The sequence below is a fragment of the Pseudomonas sp. UBA5706 genome (genome assembly GCF_002419965.1).
Lineage (GTDB): Bacteria > Pseudomonadota > Gammaproteobacteria > Pseudomonadales > Pseudomonadaceae > Aquipseudomonas.
The window spans coordinates 19501-40130 of record NZ_DIHC01000048.1; the positions used below are offsets into that span (position 1 = coordinate 19501).

The 20630-nt window shown below is 61.4% G+C and carries 12 protein-coding genes and 1 pseudogene; 7 read left to right on the top strand and 6 right to left on the bottom strand.

Features of this window, described 5'->3' with window-relative positions:
- Positions 1–115 precede the first annotated feature (115 nt).
- The 3 genes from B3I26_RS24390 to B3I26_RS24400 are packed head-to-tail and all read right to left on the bottom strand — an operon-like array spanning position 116 to position 5030.
- Positions 116–1459 carry an HlyD family type I secretion periplasmic adaptor subunit gene (locus tag B3I26_RS24390; RefSeq protein WP_296261500.1) on the bottom strand — a complete coding sequence of 448 codons (1344 nt, stop codon included), beginning with the start codon at positions 1457–1459 and terminating at the stop codon, positions 116–118.
- Between the two features lie 12 nt (positions 1460–1471).
- On the bottom strand, positions 1472–3634 hold the full coding sequence (locus B3I26_RS24395) for a type I secretion system permease/ATPase (RefSeq protein ID WP_296261501.1): 2163 nt from the start codon (positions 3632–3634) through the stop codon (positions 1472–1474).
- Positions 3635–3674: 40 nt separating this feature from the next.
- Positions 3675–5030, bottom strand: a complete 1356-nt coding sequence (locus B3I26_RS24400; protein WP_296261503.1) for a TolC family outer membrane protein — start codon at positions 5028–5030, stop codon at positions 3675–3677.
- Positions 5031–5450: 420 nt separating this feature from the next.
- Between B3I26_RS24400 and B3I26_RS24405 the strand changes: the two genes are divergently transcribed.
- Positions 5451–11372: a retention module-containing protein gene (locus tag B3I26_RS24405; RefSeq protein WP_296261505.1), complete on the top strand. Its 5922-nt coding sequence runs from the start codon at positions 5451–5453 to the stop codon at positions 11370–11372.
- Between the two features lie 165 nt (positions 11373–11537).
- On the opposite strand, the pseudogene B3I26_RS24410 reads toward B3I26_RS24405, so the two are convergent.
- Positions 11538–11750: pseudogene (locus B3I26_RS24410) on the bottom strand (YbaN family protein); the annotation flags it as partial.
- 38 nt (positions 11751–11788) lie between these two features.
- Positions 11789–12376: a YecA family protein gene (locus B3I26_RS24415; protein WP_296261506.1), complete on the bottom strand. Its 588-nt coding sequence runs from the start codon at positions 12374–12376 to the stop codon at positions 11789–11791.
- A gap of 211 nt (positions 12377–12587) precedes the next feature.
- Between B3I26_RS24415 and recQ the strand changes: the two genes are divergently transcribed.
- From recQ to B3I26_RS24440, 5 genes are all read left to right on the top strand, one after another.
- Positions 12588–14714 (top strand): DNA helicase RecQ, encoded by a 2127-nt coding sequence (gene recQ / locus B3I26_RS24420; protein WP_296261508.1) that lies wholly within the window; start codon positions 12588–12590, stop codon positions 14712–14714.
- A 220-nt stretch (positions 14715–14934) separates the two neighbouring features.
- Complete coding sequence (locus B3I26_RS24425; protein WP_296261509.1) at positions 14935–15369, top strand: MarR family transcriptional regulator; 435 nt, start codon at positions 14935–14937, stop codon at positions 15367–15369.
- 136 nt (positions 15370–15505) lie between these two features.
- Positions 15506–17797 (top strand): FimV/HubP family polar landmark protein, encoded by a 2292-nt coding sequence (locus tag B3I26_RS24430; protein ID WP_296261510.1) that lies wholly within the window; start codon positions 15506–15508, stop codon positions 17795–17797.
- 3 nt (positions 17798–17800) lie between these two features.
- Positions 17801–18100 (top strand): SelT/SelW/SelH family protein, encoded by a 300-nt coding sequence (locus B3I26_RS24435; protein WP_296261512.1) that lies wholly within the window; start codon positions 17801–17803, stop codon positions 18098–18100.
- 3 nt (positions 18101–18103) lie between these two features.
- Complete coding sequence (locus B3I26_RS24440; protein ID WP_296261515.1) at positions 18104–19003, top strand: bestrophin family protein; 900 nt, start codon at positions 18104–18106, stop codon at positions 19001–19003.
- A gap of 131 nt (positions 19004–19134) precedes the next feature.
- Here B3I26_RS24440 and B3I26_RS24445 read toward each other — a convergent pair whose 3' ends face one another.
- Positions 19135–19446: a DUF962 domain-containing protein gene (locus B3I26_RS24445; RefSeq protein WP_296261576.1), complete on the bottom strand. Its 312-nt coding sequence runs from the start codon at positions 19444–19446 to the stop codon at positions 19135–19137.
- Between the two features lie 134 nt (positions 19447–19580).
- Between B3I26_RS24445 and B3I26_RS24450 the strand changes: the two genes are divergently transcribed.
- Positions 19581–20588 (top strand): AraC family transcriptional regulator, encoded by a 1008-nt coding sequence (locus tag B3I26_RS24450; RefSeq protein ID WP_296261517.1) that lies wholly within the window; start codon positions 19581–19583, stop codon positions 20586–20588.
- The last annotated feature ends 42 nt before the right edge of the window (positions 20589–20630 follow it).

A 20630-nucleotide genomic window follows, 5' to 3' on the forward strand; every position in this document is an offset into this window, starting at 1 on the left:
AGCTCGCTCCTACGGCCTGCGATCAGAGTCAAAAGCCATTGACTGCAGAGCATCAAAGGTCATGTACCACGACTTAGTGGTCATGACCTGCGAATCGAGCTTCATAGTGTCGCTATCACCGCTCCCGCAACGCTTCTGTCCGCGCTTTGAGCACCGGTTTCAATAGATAATCCATCACGCTTTTTTCGCCGGTGATAATGTCCACGGTGGCGACCATGCCGGGGATGATCAACAGCGGTTTGTCTTCGCTGCCCAAGTGGTTTTTGTCGGTGCGGACCTGGATCAGGTAGAAGGTGTTGCCTTTGTCATCGGTGGTGGTGTCGGCGCCGATCAGTTCCAGTTTCGCTGGCAGGCCGCCGTAGATGGTGTAGTCGTAGGCGCTGAACTTGACCATTGCCTTCTGGCCCGGATGCAGAAAGGCCACGTCTTGCGGGCGAACCTTTGCTTCGATCAGCAGGTTGTCCTCCAGCGGGACGATCTCCACCATGTCGCTGCCGGGCTGAACCACGCCGCCGATGGTGTTGACTTTGAGCGTCTTGACGATGCCCTTGACCGGCGAGGTTACAGTAGTGCGGGTCACGCGATCGTCGATGGCAATGCTGGTGGCGCCGGCCTTGGCCAACTCCGAGCGCTTGTCGTTGAGGTCTTTCGTGGCGTCGGAACGGAAGCTGTCCAGCGATTCCTGGATCTTGCTCCTGATCTCATTGATTGCCGCTTCCGCGCGAGGAATTGCCAGTGAGGTTGCATCCATCTGGCCCCGTGCTTCAGACGCCTTGCCCTTGAGCCGGATGATTTCCACCGGCGACACCGCGCCGCTGTTGACCAGGGGAGCGGACATGCTCAGTTCCTGCTGAATGAAGCCCAGTTGATTGCGGTACTGCTCCTGCTTGGAGCGAAACTCGGCGACTTCCTGGGTCTTCTGCCGCAACTGCTCCTGTAACGTGCGCTGTTCGCTGGCCAGGCGGCGCTGACGCGAGTCGTACAGCGACTGCTCGTCGGTCGCGACTTGCGGCGCCTTGCTCAGCACCTCGGCGGAGGGTTTGAAGGCACGCCCCTCGGATTCGGCGGACAAACGATCCACCTGGGCCATCAGCGTGTACCTGTCCACCTCGCTTTCGCCCTTGTTCGACAGAAACCGCGTGTCGTCCAGGCGCAGGAGGGTGTCGCCTTTATTCACGATCTGCCCTTCGCGAACAAAGATTTCGGTAACGATGCCGCCTTCCAGGTTCTGGATCACCTGAACCTTGCTCGACGGAATCGCCTTGCCTTCGCCCATGGTGACTTCCTGCAACACTGCAAATTTGGCCCAGACCAGCGCGGTGAGAATCAAACCAGCGGCAATCCATACGGTGAGCCGGGACGCTCGGGACGAGTCCTGCGCTGCGACCCCTGCCACTTCCGGCATGAACTCGCTGTCGACCTGACGACCAGGGTGAAAATAACTGTGAGCGGATGACATGAGTAACGCTCCTTAAACCGTGGTCGGGCCGACACGGCCCTTGCGCAGTGCTTCGACGACGAGCTCCTTGGGACCGTCGGCGACCACCTTCCCGTTGTCCAATACCACCAGCCGATCCACCAGGCTGAGCATCGACATGCGATGGGTGACCAGCAGCAGTGTTTTGCCCTGCATCGGCTCAAAAAGTTTGTGCCGCAGCACGTCCTCGCTGGCGTTATCCATGTGGCTGGTCGGTTCGTCGAGCAGCATGATCGGCGGGTCGAGCAACAGCGCACGTGCCATCAGCACCGCCTGACGCTGGCCGCCCGATAACAACTGGCCGCGCTCACCCACCGGCCGGTCGAAGCCCAGTGGGTGATTGCGCGCCAGCTCGGTCACGCCAGTCAGCTCGGCCACCTCCAGCATCCGTGCATCGGTGACGTAGCGCGCGCCGAGGGTCAGGTTGTCGCGCAGGCTGCCCGCCAGTAACGGCAGGTCATGGGCCACGTACCCCACCTGCTGGCGCAGATCGGCGACGTCCATCTGCCGCAGGTCCAGCCCGTCCAGTAACAGCTGCCCTTGGTCTGGTGTGTAAAAGCCCATCATCAGCCGCGCCAGGGTGCTTTTGCCCGAGCCGCTGCGGCCGATAATGCCGACCCGCTCGCCGGGCCTGACGCTGATGCTTACGTCATGCAGTGCTGCTGCCGTGCCCGGCCCGCCATAGGCGAAGCTGGCATTGACCACCTGGATCGCGCCTTTGAGTTGGGTGTGTTGCAGCGGATTGCTGCCCGGTTCGCGTTCCTGCGGCAAGGCCATCAGCGCGTCGGTGCTTTTCATCGTGGTCTGCGCCTGCTGATAGCGCGTGATCAGCCCGGCGATCTGCCCCAGTGGCGCAAGCACCCGGCTGCCGAGCATATAGCTGGCCACCAGCGCGCCGACGGTAAGGTTGCCGGCGATGATGATGTAAACGCCGGCGATAATGGTCGCCATGCCCGAGAACTGCTGGATGAACAGGGTGCCATTGCTGGCCAGTGCCGACAGGTCACGGGCATGGCTGTCCAGACGGGTGAGCGCGCCGTGAGTCGATTCCCACTTGTGCTGGCGCTCGCTTTCGGCGCCGCACGCTTTGAGGGTTTCCAGACCGCCGAGGGTTTCAACAAGCAGCGCCTGGCGTTCGGCGCCCAGCGCCAGGCTGCGCTCCACCGTGTCACGCAAGCGAATCTGAATGACCCAGGCGAACAGAATCGTGACCGGAAACGCCACCAGCGGAATCACCACCAGCCAGCCGCCCAGCAGCCCTATCACCGCCAGCATCAGCACGGCGAATGGCAGGTCGATGAGGCTGGTCAGGGTGACAGCAGTGAGGAATTCGCGCAGGCCCTGGAAGTCATGAATGCTCTGGGCAAAACCGCCGACCGTGGCCGGCCGCGCCTTCATCGACATGCCGGTAATACGCTCGAACAGCGTCGCCGAGAGAATCACGTCCGTCTTCTTTCCGGCCTGATCCAGCAAACGCGCCCGTACCAGGCGCAGGGTCAGTTCGAAACCGGTGCCGATCAGCAGCCCAATCGCCAGCACCCACAGCGTCGAGGTTGCCTGATTGGGCACGACGCGGTCGTAGGTTTGCATGACGAACAACGGCACCATCAGGCCCAGCAGGTTGATCAGCAGGCTGGCGAGAATCGCGTCGCTGTACAACCCTCGGGACAATTTCAGGGTGTCGCGGAACCAGGCGTTGACCCGTGGCACCAAGGGCGTACGCAGGTTTTCCAGTTCGTGGCGAGGGCGAGCGTACAGCGCCTGACCGGTGTAGAGCGTCGCCAGTTCCTCACGGCTGACGCGCTGTTCTCCGCCGTCGGCTTCGCTGGGCAGAATCAGTGCCTGACCGTCCTCTTCCCAACGCCGCAGGATCGCGCAGCGATTGCCCTTAAGCAGCAGCAGCACCGGCAGGTTCAGGCCGTCGATCGCATTCAGGTCGCGGCGCAGGATGCGCGCCTGCAGACCTGCGCGGGCGGCGGCGCGCGGCAGAAGCTCAACGCTCAGAGACTGCTGCGCCAAGGGCAGGCCGGCACTAAGGCTGCTGCGGCTGGCGCTGCAATCGTGAAGTCTGCAGAGGATGAGCAAGCCATCGAGCAGCGGGTCATCGAAGCTCGAACGCGGATCGAACGGTGCGGGTTCTAAAATTGGCAATTCCATGCTGGTCACAGACTTCTCCCAGCGCTCGCGCGCTACTTCACTACTTCATCTCGGGCAGTCGGGCTTCGCTTTTGACTTCCGTCAGGGCGACTGCCGCGGCTGGCAATATCACGCGCGCTTTGTTCAGCAGCTCGCCTTCGGTGGCCAACACCCGATACATCGAGTACTCCTCGGTGTAACGCAGTTCGGTGTAGCGGCGCGCAGCGTTGTACAGCTCGTTTTCGCTGTCCAGCAGGTCGAGCAGGGTGCGTTGGCCCAGACCGAATTGGTCCTGATAGGCCGCACGGACTTTGGTCGTGGTGTCAGCGTATTCACGGGCGATGGGCGTCTGAATGCGCGCGTTGCTCATGGCGTTCCAGGCCAGCGACAGGTTCTCGTTGATCATGCGCAGCGCGTTGTTGCGAATGTCCATGGCCTGACCGGTCTTGTAGGAGTCGGAGTTCAGGCGGGCTTTATCACGGTTGCCGTTGAACAGGTTGTAATTCATCACCACGGCGGCCCGCCATTCGTTGTCGTGGCCTTCCTCGCCTTGCAGATTGTTGTTTGCACCCACCGCCAGCTCGCCGTCGAAGCGCGGATAAAACGGCGACTTGGCGACCTCGTACTGCTTTTCGGCAGCGTTGACGTCAGCCTGGGCCGATTTCAGGTAGGGATTGTTCGCGAGCATGCTTTGCTTGGCGTCGGTCAGGCTGGCCGGCACTTCCCCCTTGATCGAGGGCGGCGCTTCCAGTTCATCGGGCATCCGGCCCACGGCACTGAAGAAGTTGGCCTCTGCATCGGCCAGATCCACCTGTGCGGTGTAAAAGTTGTTTTCCGCCAGTGCACGACGGGCTTTGGATTGATCGCTGTCGGCGTTGCTGCCGATACCACGGTTGGTGCGCAAGCCGATCTGATCGTTGATGCGCAAGTGCGCCTGCAGGTTGTTCTTGGCAAGGTCCAGAAGCTCCCGGCGTTTGAGCACTTCCAGGTAAATCTCGATGGCCCTGAGTGCCAGGTCTTCGGAGGTACCGCGCAGGTAATACGCCCGTGAGTTGACCACCGCCTGTGTGCGGCCCACCTCGTTCTGGGTATTGAAGCCATCGAACAGCATCTGCCGCAGGCGCAATTCAGACTGGGTGTAGTTCAGGGTTTCTTCGTTGTGGTTGCCCACAAAACGGGTGGTGGGGCTGTCGGTGTGCTCGCGGCCATAGGCGGCGATGACGTCCACGGTAGGGAGGTAGCCTCCCTTGGCAAATTTTACGTCTTCGTCTGCTGACAATCGGTTGTTCACGTTGGAGTGAATTTCCGGGTGATTGTCGATGGTGTTCTGAACCGCTTGATTCAGCGACATGGCTTGCGCTTGGGCGCAGGCCACCGCCAACACAACTGCACTGTAAAGCGGGGTCAAATCGCGCATTAAAACTCTCCCTGGATAATTGTTGTGCTGCTTACGCCAAAAAACCGTCGAATTTTGCTGTTAAAACCGTATCAGGTTTGTAACATCACAGCTAAGAACAACTTTCATAAATGCTCAGACGATTTTTTCATAAGTCTTATTCCAAAAAAAACTTATGGGTTTTTGCCTAACCAAGCGATGGTTGCGTCCATGAATTCCCTGTATTCAAGGTTTTACAGGTGTAATCAAGTCGATATTCAGGTTCCTGCGAAAATTTGACGGAGTGCGATCAAGTGGTTTTTCGAGTGAAAAACTTGAAAAGATTCAGCGACATAAAATTGTCGCTAGATGATGGCCTTGCGCCGCTTGGTTAGCGTTTCAAACATTTTTTGTTGGATTCGTAACATTTTCTGATCGGGTTTATGCAACAAGGGAGTGGATATGGCCAGGTTGATCGGTACTGTGCGGGCGGTGGCAGGCGAAGTTTTTGCGGTGGCGAGCAATGGCACCAAGCGATTGGTGATCGAAGGCGACAAGGTGTATGCCGGCGAGCAGTTGGAAACCGGTGCTACGGGTGCGGTGGCGGTTCATCTGGCCAAGGGCGGCGAATTGACCCTGGGCCGTGACAGCAGCATGGCGCTGACCCCGGAAATTCTCGCCAACCACGCGACTCACATTGACACCCCCGATGCCACTGCACCGAGCCAGTGGCAGTTGGCCGAGGTGCAGCAGCTGCAGCAAGTGATTGCCGCCGGTGCCGACCCGAGCCAGGTCGCCGATGCGCCCGCCGCCGGTAATGCCAACCCTGGTGGCGCCCCGTCGGCACTGGGTGGCGGTCACAGTTACGTGCTGTTGACCGAAACCGCAGGCGCGGTAACGCCGACCATCGGCTTCCCCACGGCCGGCTTGACCGCTACTTTCGAAGTACCTGATGGCCGGGTGATGGGCGATCCAGACCGCGGTGGCGATAACGCCTTGCCTCCGGTCCTGGTAACCCCGCCTGATCAACCGCCAGTCGTTACGCCGCCGGTGGTCAGTCCTCCAGAAGTCACTCCTCCCGAAGTGACGCCTCCTGAAGTCAGTCCTCCTGATACGACGCCGCCTGAGGTCACACCCCCGGTCGTGACACCGCCCGTCGTCACACCTCCGGTCGTGACGCCGCCCGTCGTCACGCCACCGGTGGTGACGCCGCCGGATCCGCCCACGCCACCGGCTAACCAGGGTGTGACTCTCGGCGCCAGCGACGTGACGCTCAACGAGGCCAATCTGGCCAACGGCAGTGCGCCGGACGCGGGCGCCCTGACCCAGACCGGCGTGATCAAGGTCAGCGCCCCCGACGGGCTACAGACCCTGACCATTGGCGGCATCGACGTCGTGACCAACGGCGTGCCGCTCAACTCGCCGCAGTCGGTTACCTTGCCGTCGGGCAATACGCTGACGATCCTCAGCTACAACCCGCTCACGGGCGAGGCGAGCTACGCCTACACCCTCAACGGGCCCGAGACCCACAACCAGGGCAACGGCACGGTCAATGATGAGCAGATCGCGGTGCACGCGGTGGACGGTAACGGCGACACCGCCAACGGCAGCATCAACGTGCATGTGCTCGACGATGTACCCCAGGCCAACCCCGATATCGGCTATGTGAAGGAGGGCGGCGAAACCAGCGGCAACATCCTGGGCAACGACCTGGCCGGTGCCGATGGTGCTGGCGCGGGCGGGCTAATCGTCGGCGTGCGTGCGGGCAGCGACACCTCCAGCCCGGTCTTCGGCGGCGTTGGCACGGTGATACAGGGCGTGTACGGCACCTTGACCGTGGACGCCAGCGGTCAGGCGTCCTACATGGCCAACCCTAATTCCGGCGGGCATGGCGACGCCCAGGATATCTTTACCTACACCATTCGCGATGCCGACGGTGACACCAGCACCACCACGGTTACCGTTAACGTGTTCCACAACGATGGCGTGGTCATCGGTGGCAGCGATTGCACGGTCAGCGAAGCCAGTCTTGCCGATGGCAGCCATCCTGACCCCGCCGCGCTGACCCAGACCGGTTCGATCAAGGTCACTGCACCTGACGGCCTGCAAACCCTGACCGTCGGCGGCATCAATGTGGTTGACCATGGTGTGCCGTTGACCTCGACGCAGTCGATCACACTGCCATCGGGCAACACGTTCACCGTCATCGGCTACAACCCGGATACGGGCGAGGTGAGCTACAGCTACACGCTCAATGGCGCGCAAACCCATAATCAGGGTGACGGGACCGTCAATAACGAACAGATCGCCGTGCATGCCGTGGACAGCGATGGCGACACCGCCGACGGCAACATCAATGTCCACGTGACCGACGATGTTCCTCAGGCGACCGCGGACATTGGCTATGTGCTGGAAGGGGGCGAGACCAGCGGCAATATCCTTGCCAATGACCAGGCCGGTGCCGATGGACCGAGTGCAGGTGGTTTGATCATTGGCGTGCGGGCTGGCAGCGACACGACGAGCCCGGTCAGCGGCGGCGTCGGCACGGTCATTCAGGGGGTGTACGGCACCTTGACTGTGGATCAGAGCGGTCACGCGTCTTACATGGCCAACCCGAATTCGGGCGGTCATGGCGACGTCAAGGATATCTTCACCTACAGCATCCAGGATGCCGATGGCGACACCAGCACCACCACGATCACCGTCAACGTGTTCCATAGCGACGGGGTCATCATCGGTGGCGGCGAATGCACGGTCGATGAGGCCAACCTGCCCGGTGGCTCCCATCCGAACCACGACGCGCTGACCCAGACCGGCACTCTCAAGGTCACCGCGCCGGACGGCCTGCAAACCTTGACCGTCGGCGGTATCAACGTGATCGATCACGGCCAGCCGAGCCCATCGCCACAATCGACCACCTTACCCTCCGGCAGCACGCTGACCATCCTGCATTACGACCCTGCCACGGGCGAGGTGACCTACACCTACACCCTCAATCACGCAGAAGATCATGGCCAGGGCGACGGCACCTCGCTCAACGATCCAATCCCCGTGCATGCAGTCGACAACAACGGCAACCCGAGCGATGGCAGCGTGGTGGTCAAGATTCTCGACGACACGCCACATGCCCATTGCGATATCGGCAACGTCGTGGCGGGTGGGGATGTCAGCGGCAACCTGTTGCTCAATGACAACGCCGGTGCCGATGGCGCCGGTCCTGACGGGCTGATCGTCGGCGTGCGTGCTGGCGGTGACACTTCATCGCCGGCGAGCGGTGGTCTCAACACTGTCATCAACGGGCTGTATGGCACGCTGATCGTCGACAGTCAGGGCAATGCGACCTACCACAGCGACTCGACGCGGGTCGGAGCTGAGGGCGAGCAGGACGTGTTCACTTACACCATCCGCGATGCCGACGGCGACACCAGCACCACCACAGTAACGGTCAATGTAGCGCCTCCCTGTCCGCTCGTGGCCTGCAACGACAACGACGTCACGGTGCAGGAAAGTGCCCTGGATACCCACAAGGATGGCCAGGATCTGGCGCCTGGCAAGGTCACCGGCAGCAACCCCGCATCCACTGCGGAAACCGGCACCGGCAGTCTCGCCGACTCGGTACAGGGTGGCAGCGGTGCGCTGACCTTCAGCCTCGAAGGCGCACAGAATGGCACCGTGCAGGGGCAATACGGCGTGCTGCACCTCAACGCCGATGGCAGCTACACCTACACCCTGACCTCGGCACCGAAAACCACGCCGACCGCCAACGATGGGCCGAACATCACCCACGAGGCGTTCAACTACACCGTCACCGATTCGGTGGGCAGGTCGTCGACTGCGCAGATTGTGGTCAATATCGTCGACGATCAGCCACAGGCGGCCAGCATCGAAAAAACCGCGACCACCGACCCGGTCAACAGCAACCTGATGCTGATCGTCGATAACTCGGCGAGCATGAACGAGGCGTCGGGCGTCAACGGGCTGTCTCGACTGGACCTGGAAAAACAAGCCATCGTCGAGCTATTGAATAAGTACGACGCCTTGGGCGACGTACGTGTGCAGTTGGTGACCTTTAACAGCCAGGCGAACATTGGCAGCAATGAATGGGTCGATGTCGCCACTGCCAAAAACATGGTCAACGCTATCAATGCCGGCAACGGCACCAATTACGACGCCGCCCTGGCCGCTGCACAGCAGGCGTTCGTTGAAAAGGGCGCGATCGCAGGCGGACAGAACCTGGCCTACTTCTTCTCCGATGGCAACCCGACCACCTCGCCGCAGCACACCGATCCCGACCGCGTGCCACACCCGGAACGCGGTGATGGTATCGACGCAAGCGAAGAGGCGACCTGGACTGCGTTCCTCGATAGCCATCACATCAACGCCTACGCCATCGGCGTTGGCACCGAAGTCACCAGCACGTACCTGGACCCGGTCGCCCACAACGGCGCCACGGGCAGTGACACCAATGCGGTGATCGTCACCGACCTCGGTCAGTTGAATGCTGTGCTCAGCGGCACGGTGCAGGGCGGGGTGCAAGGCAGCCTGCTGGAAGGTGGCACCTTCGGTGCGGATCAGGGCTTCATCAAATCCGTCACCGTTGACGGTACCACTTACACCTTCGATCCGAACGCCAGCAGCCAGCACAGTGGCGTAACCACCAGCGGCGGCGTCAATCATGGCAGCTTCGATGGCAGCAGCAACACGCTGACCGTGACCGGCGAGCACGGCACGCTAGTGGTCAACATGGGCAATGGCGACTACAGCTACACCCCTGCGGCGGGCCTGACGCAATCGGTAACCGAGAATATTCACTACGTGCTCAGCGACGCCGATGGCGACCTGGCGGCGGCCGATCTGAACGTCCATGTGGAGGCCACGGCGCCCTCGACGCCAACCCCTGTCTACGATGCACCGGTGGCGGTGGCGGACAACGTTATCACCAACCTCAGCGGTTCGAGCATCGTCATTCCGGGCGCAGCATTGGCGGTTAACGATGTGGCGGGCAATGGCGGTGCCTTGAGCGTTTCGCCGACAACCTTCACCACCGGCTGGACGACCAAAGGTGCGGACTTCAAGGCCAGCGCGCTAAAAACACTTAACTTCAGCGGTGTTTCGGACGACGACGCCAACCAGTTAAAGAACCTTAGCCGCAGCGACTTCTACAGCAACACCGCCACCACCGCCTTGCTGGTGATCAGCGGCTACCTCGGCGCGGTCAATGCTTCACCGTCCAACGCTCAGGATCTGTACAGCGTGCACCTCAAGGCGGGGGAAACCGTCACGGTCGACCACAACCTGACCAACGATGTGCTGGGCATGAGCTGGAAGTTCGAAGACGGCGCCTATCACAGCCTCGCCGAAGGCGGCTCGTTCACCGCAGCGCAAGACGGCGTGTACCGGTTGATCGTGGTCAACCAGGCCGATCCGGATCTGCAAGGCAACTACGACCTGCACCTGAGCATCGACACGGCGGCGGTCAATACCACCCCGGATGTCCACGGCAGCTATACCGTGACCGACGCCCACGGAGGCAGCAGCACGGCGCCAGTGGACATCAGCCATCAGGATGGCCACACCGTGCTGGGCACCCCAGGCGATGACGTGCTGATCGGCGCCGCCAACAGCCAGTTGCACGGCGGCGATGGCAATGACGTGTTGGTCGCAGGGCCGGGTGACAACGAGCTGTACGGCGACAATGGCAACGACACGCTCTTCAGCGGACCGGGCAACGACCTGCTCGATGGCGGGTCAGGCAACAACACGGCCGACTACTCGCTGGCAACCGCGGGAGTGACGGTGAGCACGGCTGAAACCGGCGCTCAGCATACCGGTGGAGCAGGGGTGGATACGCTGGTCAATATCCAGAATTTGACCGGCTCGAACTACGACGATCATCTGACGGGCGATCAGGGCAATAACGTGTTGAACGGCGGTTTGGGCAATGACGTTCTCAATGGAGGAGCCGGTGACGACATTCTGATCGGCGGGCCGGGGAACAACACGCTGACCGGTGGGGAAGGCAGTGACACTTTCCTTTATCAGGCCGGCAATACCGGGCACGATACGATCACCGATTTCCATTTTGGCGTGGATAAGCTGGATCTGTCGCAGTTGTTGCAGGGCGAGCAGGGGGATGCGAATTCGCTGGACAATTTCCTGCATTTCAGTGTGAGCGGCAATGGCGCATCGCTGGTGTCGTCGATCGATGTGAGCAGTGTGGCGGGCGGGGCGGCCACGCAGACCATTGACCTGGCGGGGGTCGACCTCGCTCAGCACTACGGCGTTTCGCCAGGGGCCGGAGGTGTGGTGGCTGGCGGGCTTGATACGGCGTCGATCATCAACGGGATGCTGGGGGATCATTCGTTGAAAGTGGATACGGTTTAAGTCGCAACGGCAGCGAACGCGGTGGACCTATGCTAGATAAGTCGCCTGAACTCCGCGTTCGCCACTGTCGCACAGCTCCAGCAGCTCCCACAGCTGCAGCGCTGAAGTTCAGTTCTGATGCGCTTTTGATCTTCTTGCACGCAAGTCCGGGCGATACAAACGCTTCAGATACCCACGAATCCACGGGCCGAGCCGAGGGTGATCGACCAGCCAGTGATAAAAACGGGGAGAGCTACGCGCGATACAGGTATCGGCCAACAGCAGGAACGGAGTGGTGGGCAGCACCGGAAGAACGATCCCGATCATGCCAAGCCCCACACTCAGCCAGCCGCACCCTTGCAAGAGATAACGCACGAGCCGGGAACGACTCGTGCGCAGGTTGAATCAACGGACCGCCATGCGCCATAGGCGCCGACTCAATGGTGGCGGGGCTTGAGGATTGCCGGCTTTTCATCCGGTGCATGCAACAACAGATACAGCGCAGTCAGCGCCTCCGGAATCTGCACGATCATATCGTCCATCAGGTTCGCATCCGCCGCGATGTCGGAGAACTCGGGCTGCTCATCGAATAAGCCCGAACCGACCATGATCGGCAGCAGCATCTCGCTGACTTCGTCCTCGTCGTTCTCGAACCAGGCCGACTCACGCAGGAACACACCTTCCATGAAGCCGATGCACCAGCCACGCAGTTCCGAATCATCCGGGTCATCGCCCAGGTCCAGATCGCAAGGCAGCTCGAATTCTTCATCCGAGGCCAATTGCCGAGCGATATGCTCCTTGAGCTTGATCAGCGTGGATTCGATTTCCTGATGCTGGGCTTCATCAGCGTAATGCGGCGGCTCGGCGAACAGCGCGTCGATCCATTCGCGGTCGGGCACCGTTTCGGCACAGATCGACAGCGCGGTCAGATAGCCGTGGCCGGCTACGTAGTCCAGCGCTTCGTCATGCAGCTCATCGGCGTCGAGGAAGGCTTGCAGGCGGTGTAATTGCTCAGCGAAGGACATGGACAGACTACCTTGGAAATAAACGATGCTGAATTCTAGGCCCTGAGGACTCTGCGCGCCAGCGGCGAGGCCTACAGAATCGGCATTGCGTTAAATTTCGACCACTGGTGTCGCCGCTGACCAATCGTGCGAAGCGCTCCGGTATACTGCCGCGCTTTGCGATTTCCACAGCGAATCTTCATCCGCTGCAGCGGCACCATTCGGGGTACTTATGCTCGACCAGGCTCAACGCGTACTTAAAGACATCTTCGGATACGACAGCTTTCGTGGTCGCCAGGGTGCCATTATCGAGCGCGTGGCCAGCGGTGGTGATGCTTTGGTGCTGATGCCCACCGGCGGCGGTAAATCCTTGTGTTTTCAGGTGCCCGGCTTGTTGCGCGACGGATTGGCAGTGGTGGTATCGCCCTTGATTGCCTTGATGGATGATCAGGTCGCCACCCTTGAAGAACTCGGCGTTTCTGCCGCTGCGCTGAACTCGACCCTCAGTGCCGACCAGCAACGCGACCTGGCCAACCGGATTCGTTTGGGCGAAGTAAAAATGCTGTACCTGGCCCCGGAGCGCCTGGTTCAGCCGCGCATGTTGGCGTTTCTGCAAAATCTAAAGATCGCCCTGTTCGCCATCGACGAAGCGCACTGCGTTTCACAATGGGGCCATGATTTCCGTCCTGAGTACCTGCAGTTGGGGCAGCTTGCCGAGCTGTTCCCGGACGTGCCGCGTATCGCTCTGACCGCGACCGCCGACAAGCGCACCCGCGAAGAAATCGTCACCCGCCTGCACCTGCAGAACGCCGAGCGTTTCCTCTCCAGCTTCGACCGGCCAAATATCTTCTACCGCATCGTGCCAAAGGAACAGCCGCGAAAGCAGTTGCTGGCGTTTCTCTCCGAGCGTCGCAGCGACGCGGGGATCGTGTACTGCCTGTCACGCAAGAAGGTTGAGGAAACCGCCGCGTTCCTCAGCGATAACGGCTACCCGGCTCTGCCGTACCACGCCGGTCTGCCCATCGAGACCCGCTCCGAAAACCAGCGCCGCTTCCTTAATGAAGAAGGCCTGATCATGGTCGCGACCATCGCGTTCGGCATGGGTATCGATAAACCCAACGTGCGGTTCGTTGCCCACATGGACCTGCCCAAGTCGCTGGAAGCCTACTATCAGGAGACCGGTCGGGCAGGGCGCGACGGTCTACCGGCCGATGCGTGGATGGCCTACGGTCTGCAAGATGTGCTGATGCTCAAGCAGATGTTGCAGAACTCCGAGGGTGACGAGCGTCACAAACGCGTCGAGCACCACAAGCTCGATGCCATGCTGGCGCTGTGTGAAGAGACGCGCTGTCGGCGTCAGGCGCTGCTGGCCTATTTTGACGAACACATGCCAAACCCTTGCGGACATTGCGACAACTGCGTCGATGGCGTTCAGACCTGGGACGCGACCGAGCCCGCGCGTCAGGCGCTGTCGGCGATCTACCGCACTGGCCAGCGTTATGGGGTCGGGCACCTGGTGGACGTTTTGCTGGGTAAGGACAACGACAAGGTACAGAGTTTCGGCCATCAGAAGCTGGCGGTCTTCGGTGTCGGCAAGGGGCGCAGCGAAGGCGATTGGCGTTCTTTGTTTCGCCAATTGGTAGCCCGCGGTCTGGCGGATATCGACCTTGAGGGCTATGGCGGCCTGCGTCTAAGCGATACCTGCCGACCCTTGTTGCGCGGCGAGGTCACCCTTGAGTTACGCCGTGACCTCAAGCCGCAGACCACGGCAAAAGCCTCCGGCAGCCCGGCCAGCCAGTTGGTGCGTGGCGAAGAGCGCGAACAGTGGGAAGCCCTGCGTACACTGCGGCGCAAACTGGCGGAAGAACACGGCGTGCCGCCGTACGTCATTTTTCCGGATTCGACCCTGCTGGAAATGCTGCGCAGCCAGCCCGGCACGATGGCGGAAATGGGGCGGGTCAGCGGCGTCGGCGCGCGCAAGCTGGAGCGGTATGGCGAGGCGTTTCTGGAAGTCCTCGGTGGTGCAGCGCCTGCGCCACGCGTGGTCACCGACCTGCGGCACGAATTGATCAGCCTGGCGCGCGCCGGCATGACCCCGATGCAGATCGCCGGGCAGTTGCAGTGCTCGGAGAAGAACGTCTACTCGATGCTGGCCGAGGCGATTGGCAAGCAGCAGCTGTCGCTGGATCAGGCACTGGACTTGCCCGAAGACCTGCTCAGCGAGATTCAAGACGCCTTCCTCGACGGTGAAGGCGAACTGCCGCCGGTGGCCGCCATCGCCGAGATGTTCACCGGTCGCGTTCCCGAAGGCGTGCTGTATTGCGTGCGCGCAGCGCTGCAGTCCGAGTTCGAGGTGTAACGCAAGTCCCATTTCAGCGGCAAGCCGTGATCTGCAGCGTTTGCCGCGCAACCGTGTTAGGTCCGCCCGACACCTTGAGCGGCCATCAGGGCAAATCCGCCGCCTTTCGGTCTGGCATGCTGCCGTGCGACGAATCACCACATCTGTCTACTTGCGTCGTCAGTATCTCCATGATTAGCTGCCTATTAATTAGGAACAGCCATTAACCATCGAGTTACCTATGCCTTTAACAGAAGAACATCGCTTTGGCATGCAGCTGGCCAATCTATCCCGTGGCTGGCGTGCCGAGCTTGACCGTCGTCTGGCCGAACTTGGATTGTCCCAGGCCCGCTGGCTGGTGCTGTTGCATCTGGCGCGGTTTTCCGAGCCGCCGACCCAGCGCGAACTGGCGCAAAGCGTGGGTGTTGAAGGGCCGACTCTGGCTCGGTTGCTTGACAGCCTGGAAAGTCAGGGCCTGGTCCGCCGTCAGGCGGTTGTGGAAGACCGTCGTGCCAAGAAGATCCTGCTCAGCAACACCGCGTTACCGCTGATTCAGAAAATCGAGACCATCGCCACGGCCCTGCGCCACGAGTTGTTCGAAGGCATTGCTGAAGAAGATCTGCGGGTCTGTCTGGCGGTCCACTCGAAAATTCTGGTCAATCTGGAGAAATCCTGACGCTATGGCCCTGTGCCTGCGACAAATACGTTGAACCTGTCGAAACATCCTGTTCTATTTGCACCCATACTGATTTTGCCCGGACATCGTGTCCGTACAACGACATTGCAGGGAAGCCTGCCTCATAAGGGTTCGCATGCTGAAGAGTTTTCAGGCCGGTAGCCGGCGCGGGAGTCACGGATCATTTCGCGTTCAGTCGGGCCTTCGCACAGGGTTGCTGACGCTGGCAGTCGCCTCGGCTTCAGTGCTGCACAGCACCATGGCGGTGGCGCTGGGCCTTGGCGACATCACGCTGCATTCGGCGCTGGGTCAGCCTTTCAACGCTGACATTGAACTGATCGAAGCAGGCGGCCTGAGCCCTGAAGAAATCGTGGTCGCGCTGGCCCCAGCCGACGCATTCGCCAAAGCCGGCGTCGAGCGGGTGTTCTTCCTCAACGACCTGCGTTTCACCCCCGTCGTTCGCGGCAATCGGGCTGTGGTGCACGTAGAGTCGCACAAGGCCGTGACCGAGCCTTACATGGACTTCGTCGTGCGGCTGTCACGGCCCAACGGCGATCAGTTGCACGAATACACCGTGCTGCTCGACCCGCCCAATTCCGCCGCCGGCCTGGCTGCAACCCGTAGCCGTGCGCAATCTCCGGCGAGCGACATCAAAAGCGATCAGTCCCGACTTCCCGTGGCGCCACCCAAAGCGGTGCAGGGCAAGCGCTACACCGTGGTTTCCGGCGACACACTGGCTGGCATCGCGCGCCGGACGCTGGTGCCCGGCGGCAAGACCTCCAGCGCTCAGTTGATCAGCGGCATCCAGGCGCTGAACCCACAGGCGTTTCCCAACGGGGAGCGCAGTCAATTGAAAATCGGCCAAAGCCTGTTGTTGCCGGACAGCGCTGCCGAGCCCAAGGCCGCTCCGACGGTTACTGCAGCCGATGCGCCTGCTTCTACGCCGACGTCCATCCCCGCAACGGTGACGCCTGCGGCGGCGGCGTCGACTACTGCTGAGCAACTGACCGCCACGGCGATGGAAAACCAGCAACTGGCCAAAACCGTCGACGACCTGAAAGGGCAGGTCAAGCAGTTTAGCGAGGACGATGCGGACAAGGACAAACAGATCATTGAGCTGCAGACGCAACTGGCCGAAGTGACGGCGCAGGCTGCTCGACCCGCTCCAGTGCCCCCGCCTGTGACCGCCCCGGTTCAGAAATCCGACCCAGCGGCGATCTCCGTTGCGCCCGCTCCTACACCCGCGCCGGCTGCGGTTGCCCAGGATGACGACCTGCCATGGACGACCCTCCTGGCGGGATCGTTGCTGTTGGTTCTGCTGCTAGCGCTGGCCTGGTCGGTGCGGCGTAACCGAATCAAGAACCAGTTGGCCCTGGAGCCCAGGCCGGTCGAGCCGATCGTCAAACCGGCACAGGCGACGGTGACCCCAGTTTTCGAAGTTCCGGCGGTGACGCCACGTCCGGCCGCCATCGCGACGCCAAGCCCCGGTGCAGCGGCAACCGGCGGTCAGCGTTTGGCGGGGGCGGCGACGGATGCTCTGGACGGCGCCAGCATTTATATCGCCTACGGCCGGTTTGCCGAAGCGCAGGCGATCCTGCGTGAGGCACTGGACCGCCAACCGCAACGTACCGACGTGCGCATGCGTATCCTTGAACTGCTCGGCGAGCAGGGCGATATCGCCGGGTTCGACGAAGAGGAACAAATACTGCTGAAGCAGGGCGTCGAACCGCAGACGCTCCAGGACATCCGCGCGCGTTATCCGAAGCTTGAGTTGGCACCTGCGCCAACTGCGCCGGTGCCCATCGAGGAGCCGCCTGCTGTTGTCCAGGCGCCTGCGACGAGTGCAGCGCTGGTTGCGGATGCGGCGGTCGCCGGTGAACCCGCTCCGGCCGGGCTGGACGAAAATACAGCCGCGTCGCTTAACCCGGACCCTGCCGACGACTTCCAGCTCAATCTCGACGACCTGTCCATGGACGCCGACTGGGATCTGGTCGATCCTTTCGACAGCACGCCAGCTCCGCGCAAGCCTGTTGTGAACGCCGAGGCAGAACTTGACCCCGATTTCGCGTCGGACCTCACCCAGTTGCCGGAAGTCTTCGAGATGCCTGAGGAGCAGTTCCTGAGCGATTTTGCCGAGGACGAGGAGACGCCCGAGATTGAGGTGCAGTTTGAGCCGGAGCCGCAGTCCGTCGCCCAAACCAGCAGCGATCTGATGGACGATGCCTTCCTCGACAGCTTCATGACCGACGATGCCCAGTTCGATCTGATGGACCTTGAGGAGGAGCCCTTGAGCAAAATCAACGAAGCGCAGGTGCTTATCGACGAGGGCCACATCGATGACGCCCGCCGTTTGCTTCAGGAGGTCATCGACGAATCCGACGACGGCCCGCAGCAAACCGCGCGCGATCTGCTCGCCGGGCTGGGTTGACCCATGCCCGGCAAAGCGGAAATCGACATCACCTATTGCACGCAATGCCAATGGCTGTTGCGTGCAGCGTGGCTGGCGCAGGAGCTGCTCAGCACCTTTGGCGATGACTTGGGCAAGGTGTCGCTGGTGCCCGGCACAGGGGGAGTGTTTCGAATCACCTGTGACGGCGTGCAAATCTGGGAGCGCAAGGCCGATGGCGGGTTTCCCGAAGCCAAGGTGCTCAAGCAACGGGTGCGCGACCGTATCGATCCCGAGCGCGATCTCGGCCATAACGAACGCCGCGCCAGCCCTGGCGCGGACTGAGTCATGATCGTTCGCCCCCATCCCAATCTGCTCAATGTGCTGCTCGCCCTAAAGGGCTCGATTGCCCGGCGCATTGCCCTGCGCGCTGTGATGGTGACGTCGCTGGCGGCAGTCATCGTGCTGATAGAGAGCCTGCATCCGGATTACTTTGCCAAGGTCAGTGCCACGCCGTTTACCTTGCTGGGCCTGTCGCTATCGATCTTCATGAGCTTTCGTAACAACGCCTGCTACGACCGCTGGTATGAAGCCCGCAAGGCCTGGGGTGAGGTGATCACCGAAACGCGCTCGATCATTCGCGAAACCCAAGGGATCAAGGATCACGCGCTGCGCGGCAGTATCCTGCGGGATCTGGGCGGCTTTGCCCACGCGCTCAACGCCACCCTGCGCCATCAGGATGTGCAGGAAGCCGCGCAACCCTGGCTCAGTCACATGCCGCCGGCCGACAGTGCCAACTTCTGTGACAGGGTCCTGCGCGAAGTGGGCCGGCAGTGCTCGCAAGCCAGCGAAACGGGGCAAATCAACGAATGGCGCTACACGTTGCTAGCCGGTCACCTGAGCACGCTCAGCCGGGTCGTGACCACCTGTGACCGCATCAAGCACACCCCCTTGCCGTTTCCCTACACCCTGTTGCTGCACCGCACGATTTACCTGTTTTGCATCCTGCTGCCCTTTGCCATGGCCGAACCGCTGGGCTGGATGACACCCTTGTTCATGGCCATCGTCAGCTACACCTTCTTCGGCCTGGATGCCATCGGCAACGAGCTGGAGGACCCCTTTGGCTACGATGAAAACGACCTGCCACTGGACGCGCTGGTGCGGATCGTCGAGCGTGATGTTCTCGATGCCTTGGGTGTCAGGCCGTTGCCGCCGTTGCTCGAACCGGTGGATTTCGTGTTGACCTAAGCGGGTTTGTATCGGACGTATGGGCAACAGCGCGGCTTGCCGCGGCGGTGTCATGCCGCTCAGTGCCACCAGCAGCCCTGGTGACAGACACCACTCGCAGCGGCGCGACAAACCGGTAGGATCAGCCGGGATCAAAATCGCACCTTGCCCATCAGCATGTCCCGATACATCGCGAAATCGCCGAGCAGGCTGTAGAACGGATGCTTGAACGTAGCCGGTCGGTTCTTTTCGAAAAAGAAGTGCCCGACCCAAGCGAACGCGTAGCCTGCCAGCGGCATGACCCACAGCAGCAGCCAGTTGCCGCTGATCACTGCGATCGCCATGATCAACAGCACCAGCGTGGTACCGATGAAATGCAGGCGACGGCATGTGCTGTCCCGGTGCTCCTGCAGGTAATAGGGGTAGAAATCGGCAAAACCCTCAAATGACTTGACCTTATCCACGGCGATCCTCTCTTGCAGGTTGAGTGCCTTGAGTCTAGCCGAGCACTTGCGGTGGGCAGTGACAATAGGTGCCAACGTAGTATCCTTTGGCAATCAGTCGCAGGGGGTGACTGGGCTGACACAAAAGACAGGCCATGGAAAAAACGACTTCTTCAAGTTGGGCGATGGGAATCGTCAAATCCCTTGAAATGGACGGCCTTGACTGTCGAGCCCTGTTCGATGAGCTGGGTTTGGTGTACGCCGATCTGGAGAACCCTGACGCCCGCTTCGCGCAGGATTCCATGACCCGTCTCTGGACGCGTGCGGTGGAGCTGTCCGGCAACCCGGCGATTGGACTGAACATGGCCAGGGTCGTGCGCCCGGCGTCCGTCAGCGTGGCCGGCTATGCCCTGATGTCCAGCCGCACGCTCAAAGAGGGCTTCGAACGGCTGATACGTTATCAGCGCATCATTGCCGACAGCGCTGACCTGAGTCTGCGCCTGCTTGCCGAGGGTTATGCGCTGATTCTGACCGTACATGGCGACCGGTTGCCGCCCACGCGGCAGAGCGCCGAGGCTTCGCTGGCATTCGCACTGGCGTTCTGCAGCTGGCTGTCCGGCCGGGCCCTGCACCCGCGTCAAGTACTCATCCAGGGTGATCAGCCGAAGAATGTCGAGCCCTACAATAAATTTTTCCACGCGCCTTTGACCTTCAATGCCCCTTACGATGCCTTGGTGTTCGAGCAAGCCGACATGGAGGCGCCGCTGCCCACGGCCGACGAAGCGATGGCCAGGCTGCATGACCGTTTTGCCGGGGAGTTTCTCGCACGCTTTGCCAGCAATCGGGTGACCCATCAGGCGCGCCAGGTGCTATGCCGGTTGCTGCCCCAAGGCGAACCCAAGCGCGAAGTCGTGGCCCGCAGCCTGCACCTGTCGCAGCGAACCTTGCAGCGCCGTCTGCAGGAGGAGAACACCAGCTTTCAAACCCTGCTCGACGACACCCGACGCGAACTGGCCGAGCAGTACCTGGCGCAGCCGCGGATGACCCTGCTGGAGATCGCGTACCTGTTGGGCTTCGCTGATCCCAGTAATTTCTTCCGGGCTTTCCGCCGCTGGTTCGACGAAACCCCGGGCGAATATCGGTTGCGCAAAGGACTGAGCTGACGCTCATCCGCCTGTAACCGTCCGGCCGGCGACAGCGCCCCA

What these genes read in the sequence shown, in the direction of transcription:
- B3I26_RS24430 (WP_296261510.1), top strand. Translation starts at nt 15,506, where the DNA reads ATGCTGAAGAGTTTTCAGGCCGGTAGCCGGCGCGGGAGTCACGGATCA.
- B3I26_RS24400 (WP_296261503.1), bottom strand. Translation starts at nt 5,030, where the DNA reads ATGCGCGATTTGACCCCGCTTTACAGTGCAGTTGTGTTGGCGGTGGCC.
- B3I26_RS24395 (WP_296261501.1), bottom strand. Translation starts at nt 3,634, where the DNA reads ATGGAATTGCCAATTTTAGAACCCGCACCGTTCGATCCGCGTTCGAGC.
- B3I26_RS24440 (WP_296261515.1), top strand. Translation starts at nt 18,104, where the DNA reads ATGATCGTTCGCCCCCATCCCAATCTGCTCAATGTGCTGCTCGCCCTA.
- B3I26_RS24435 (WP_296261512.1), top strand. Translation starts at nt 17,801, where the DNA reads ATGCCCGGCAAAGCGGAAATCGACATCACCTATTGCACGCAATGCCAA.
- B3I26_RS24425 (WP_296261509.1), top strand. Translation starts at nt 14,935, where the DNA reads ATGCCTTTAACAGAAGAACATCGCTTTGGCATGCAGCTGGCCAATCTA.
- B3I26_RS24390 (WP_296261500.1), bottom strand. Translation starts at nt 1,459, where the DNA reads ATGTCATCCGCTCACAGTTATTTTCACCCTGGTCGTCAGGTCGACAGC.
- recQ (WP_296261508.1), top strand. Translation starts at nt 12,588, where the DNA reads ATGCTCGACCAGGCTCAACGCGTACTTAAAGACATCTTCGGATACGAC.
- B3I26_RS24415 (WP_296261506.1), bottom strand. Translation starts at nt 12,376, where the DNA reads ATGTCCTTCGCTGAGCAATTACACCGCCTGCAAGCCTTCCTCGACGCC.
- B3I26_RS24450 (WP_296261517.1), top strand. Translation starts at nt 19,581, where the DNA reads ATGGAAAAAACGACTTCTTCAAGTTGGGCGATGGGAATCGTCAAATCC.
- B3I26_RS24405 (WP_296261505.1), top strand. Translation starts at nt 5,451, where the DNA reads ATGGCCAGGTTGATCGGTACTGTGCGGGCGGTGGCAGGCGAAGTTTTT.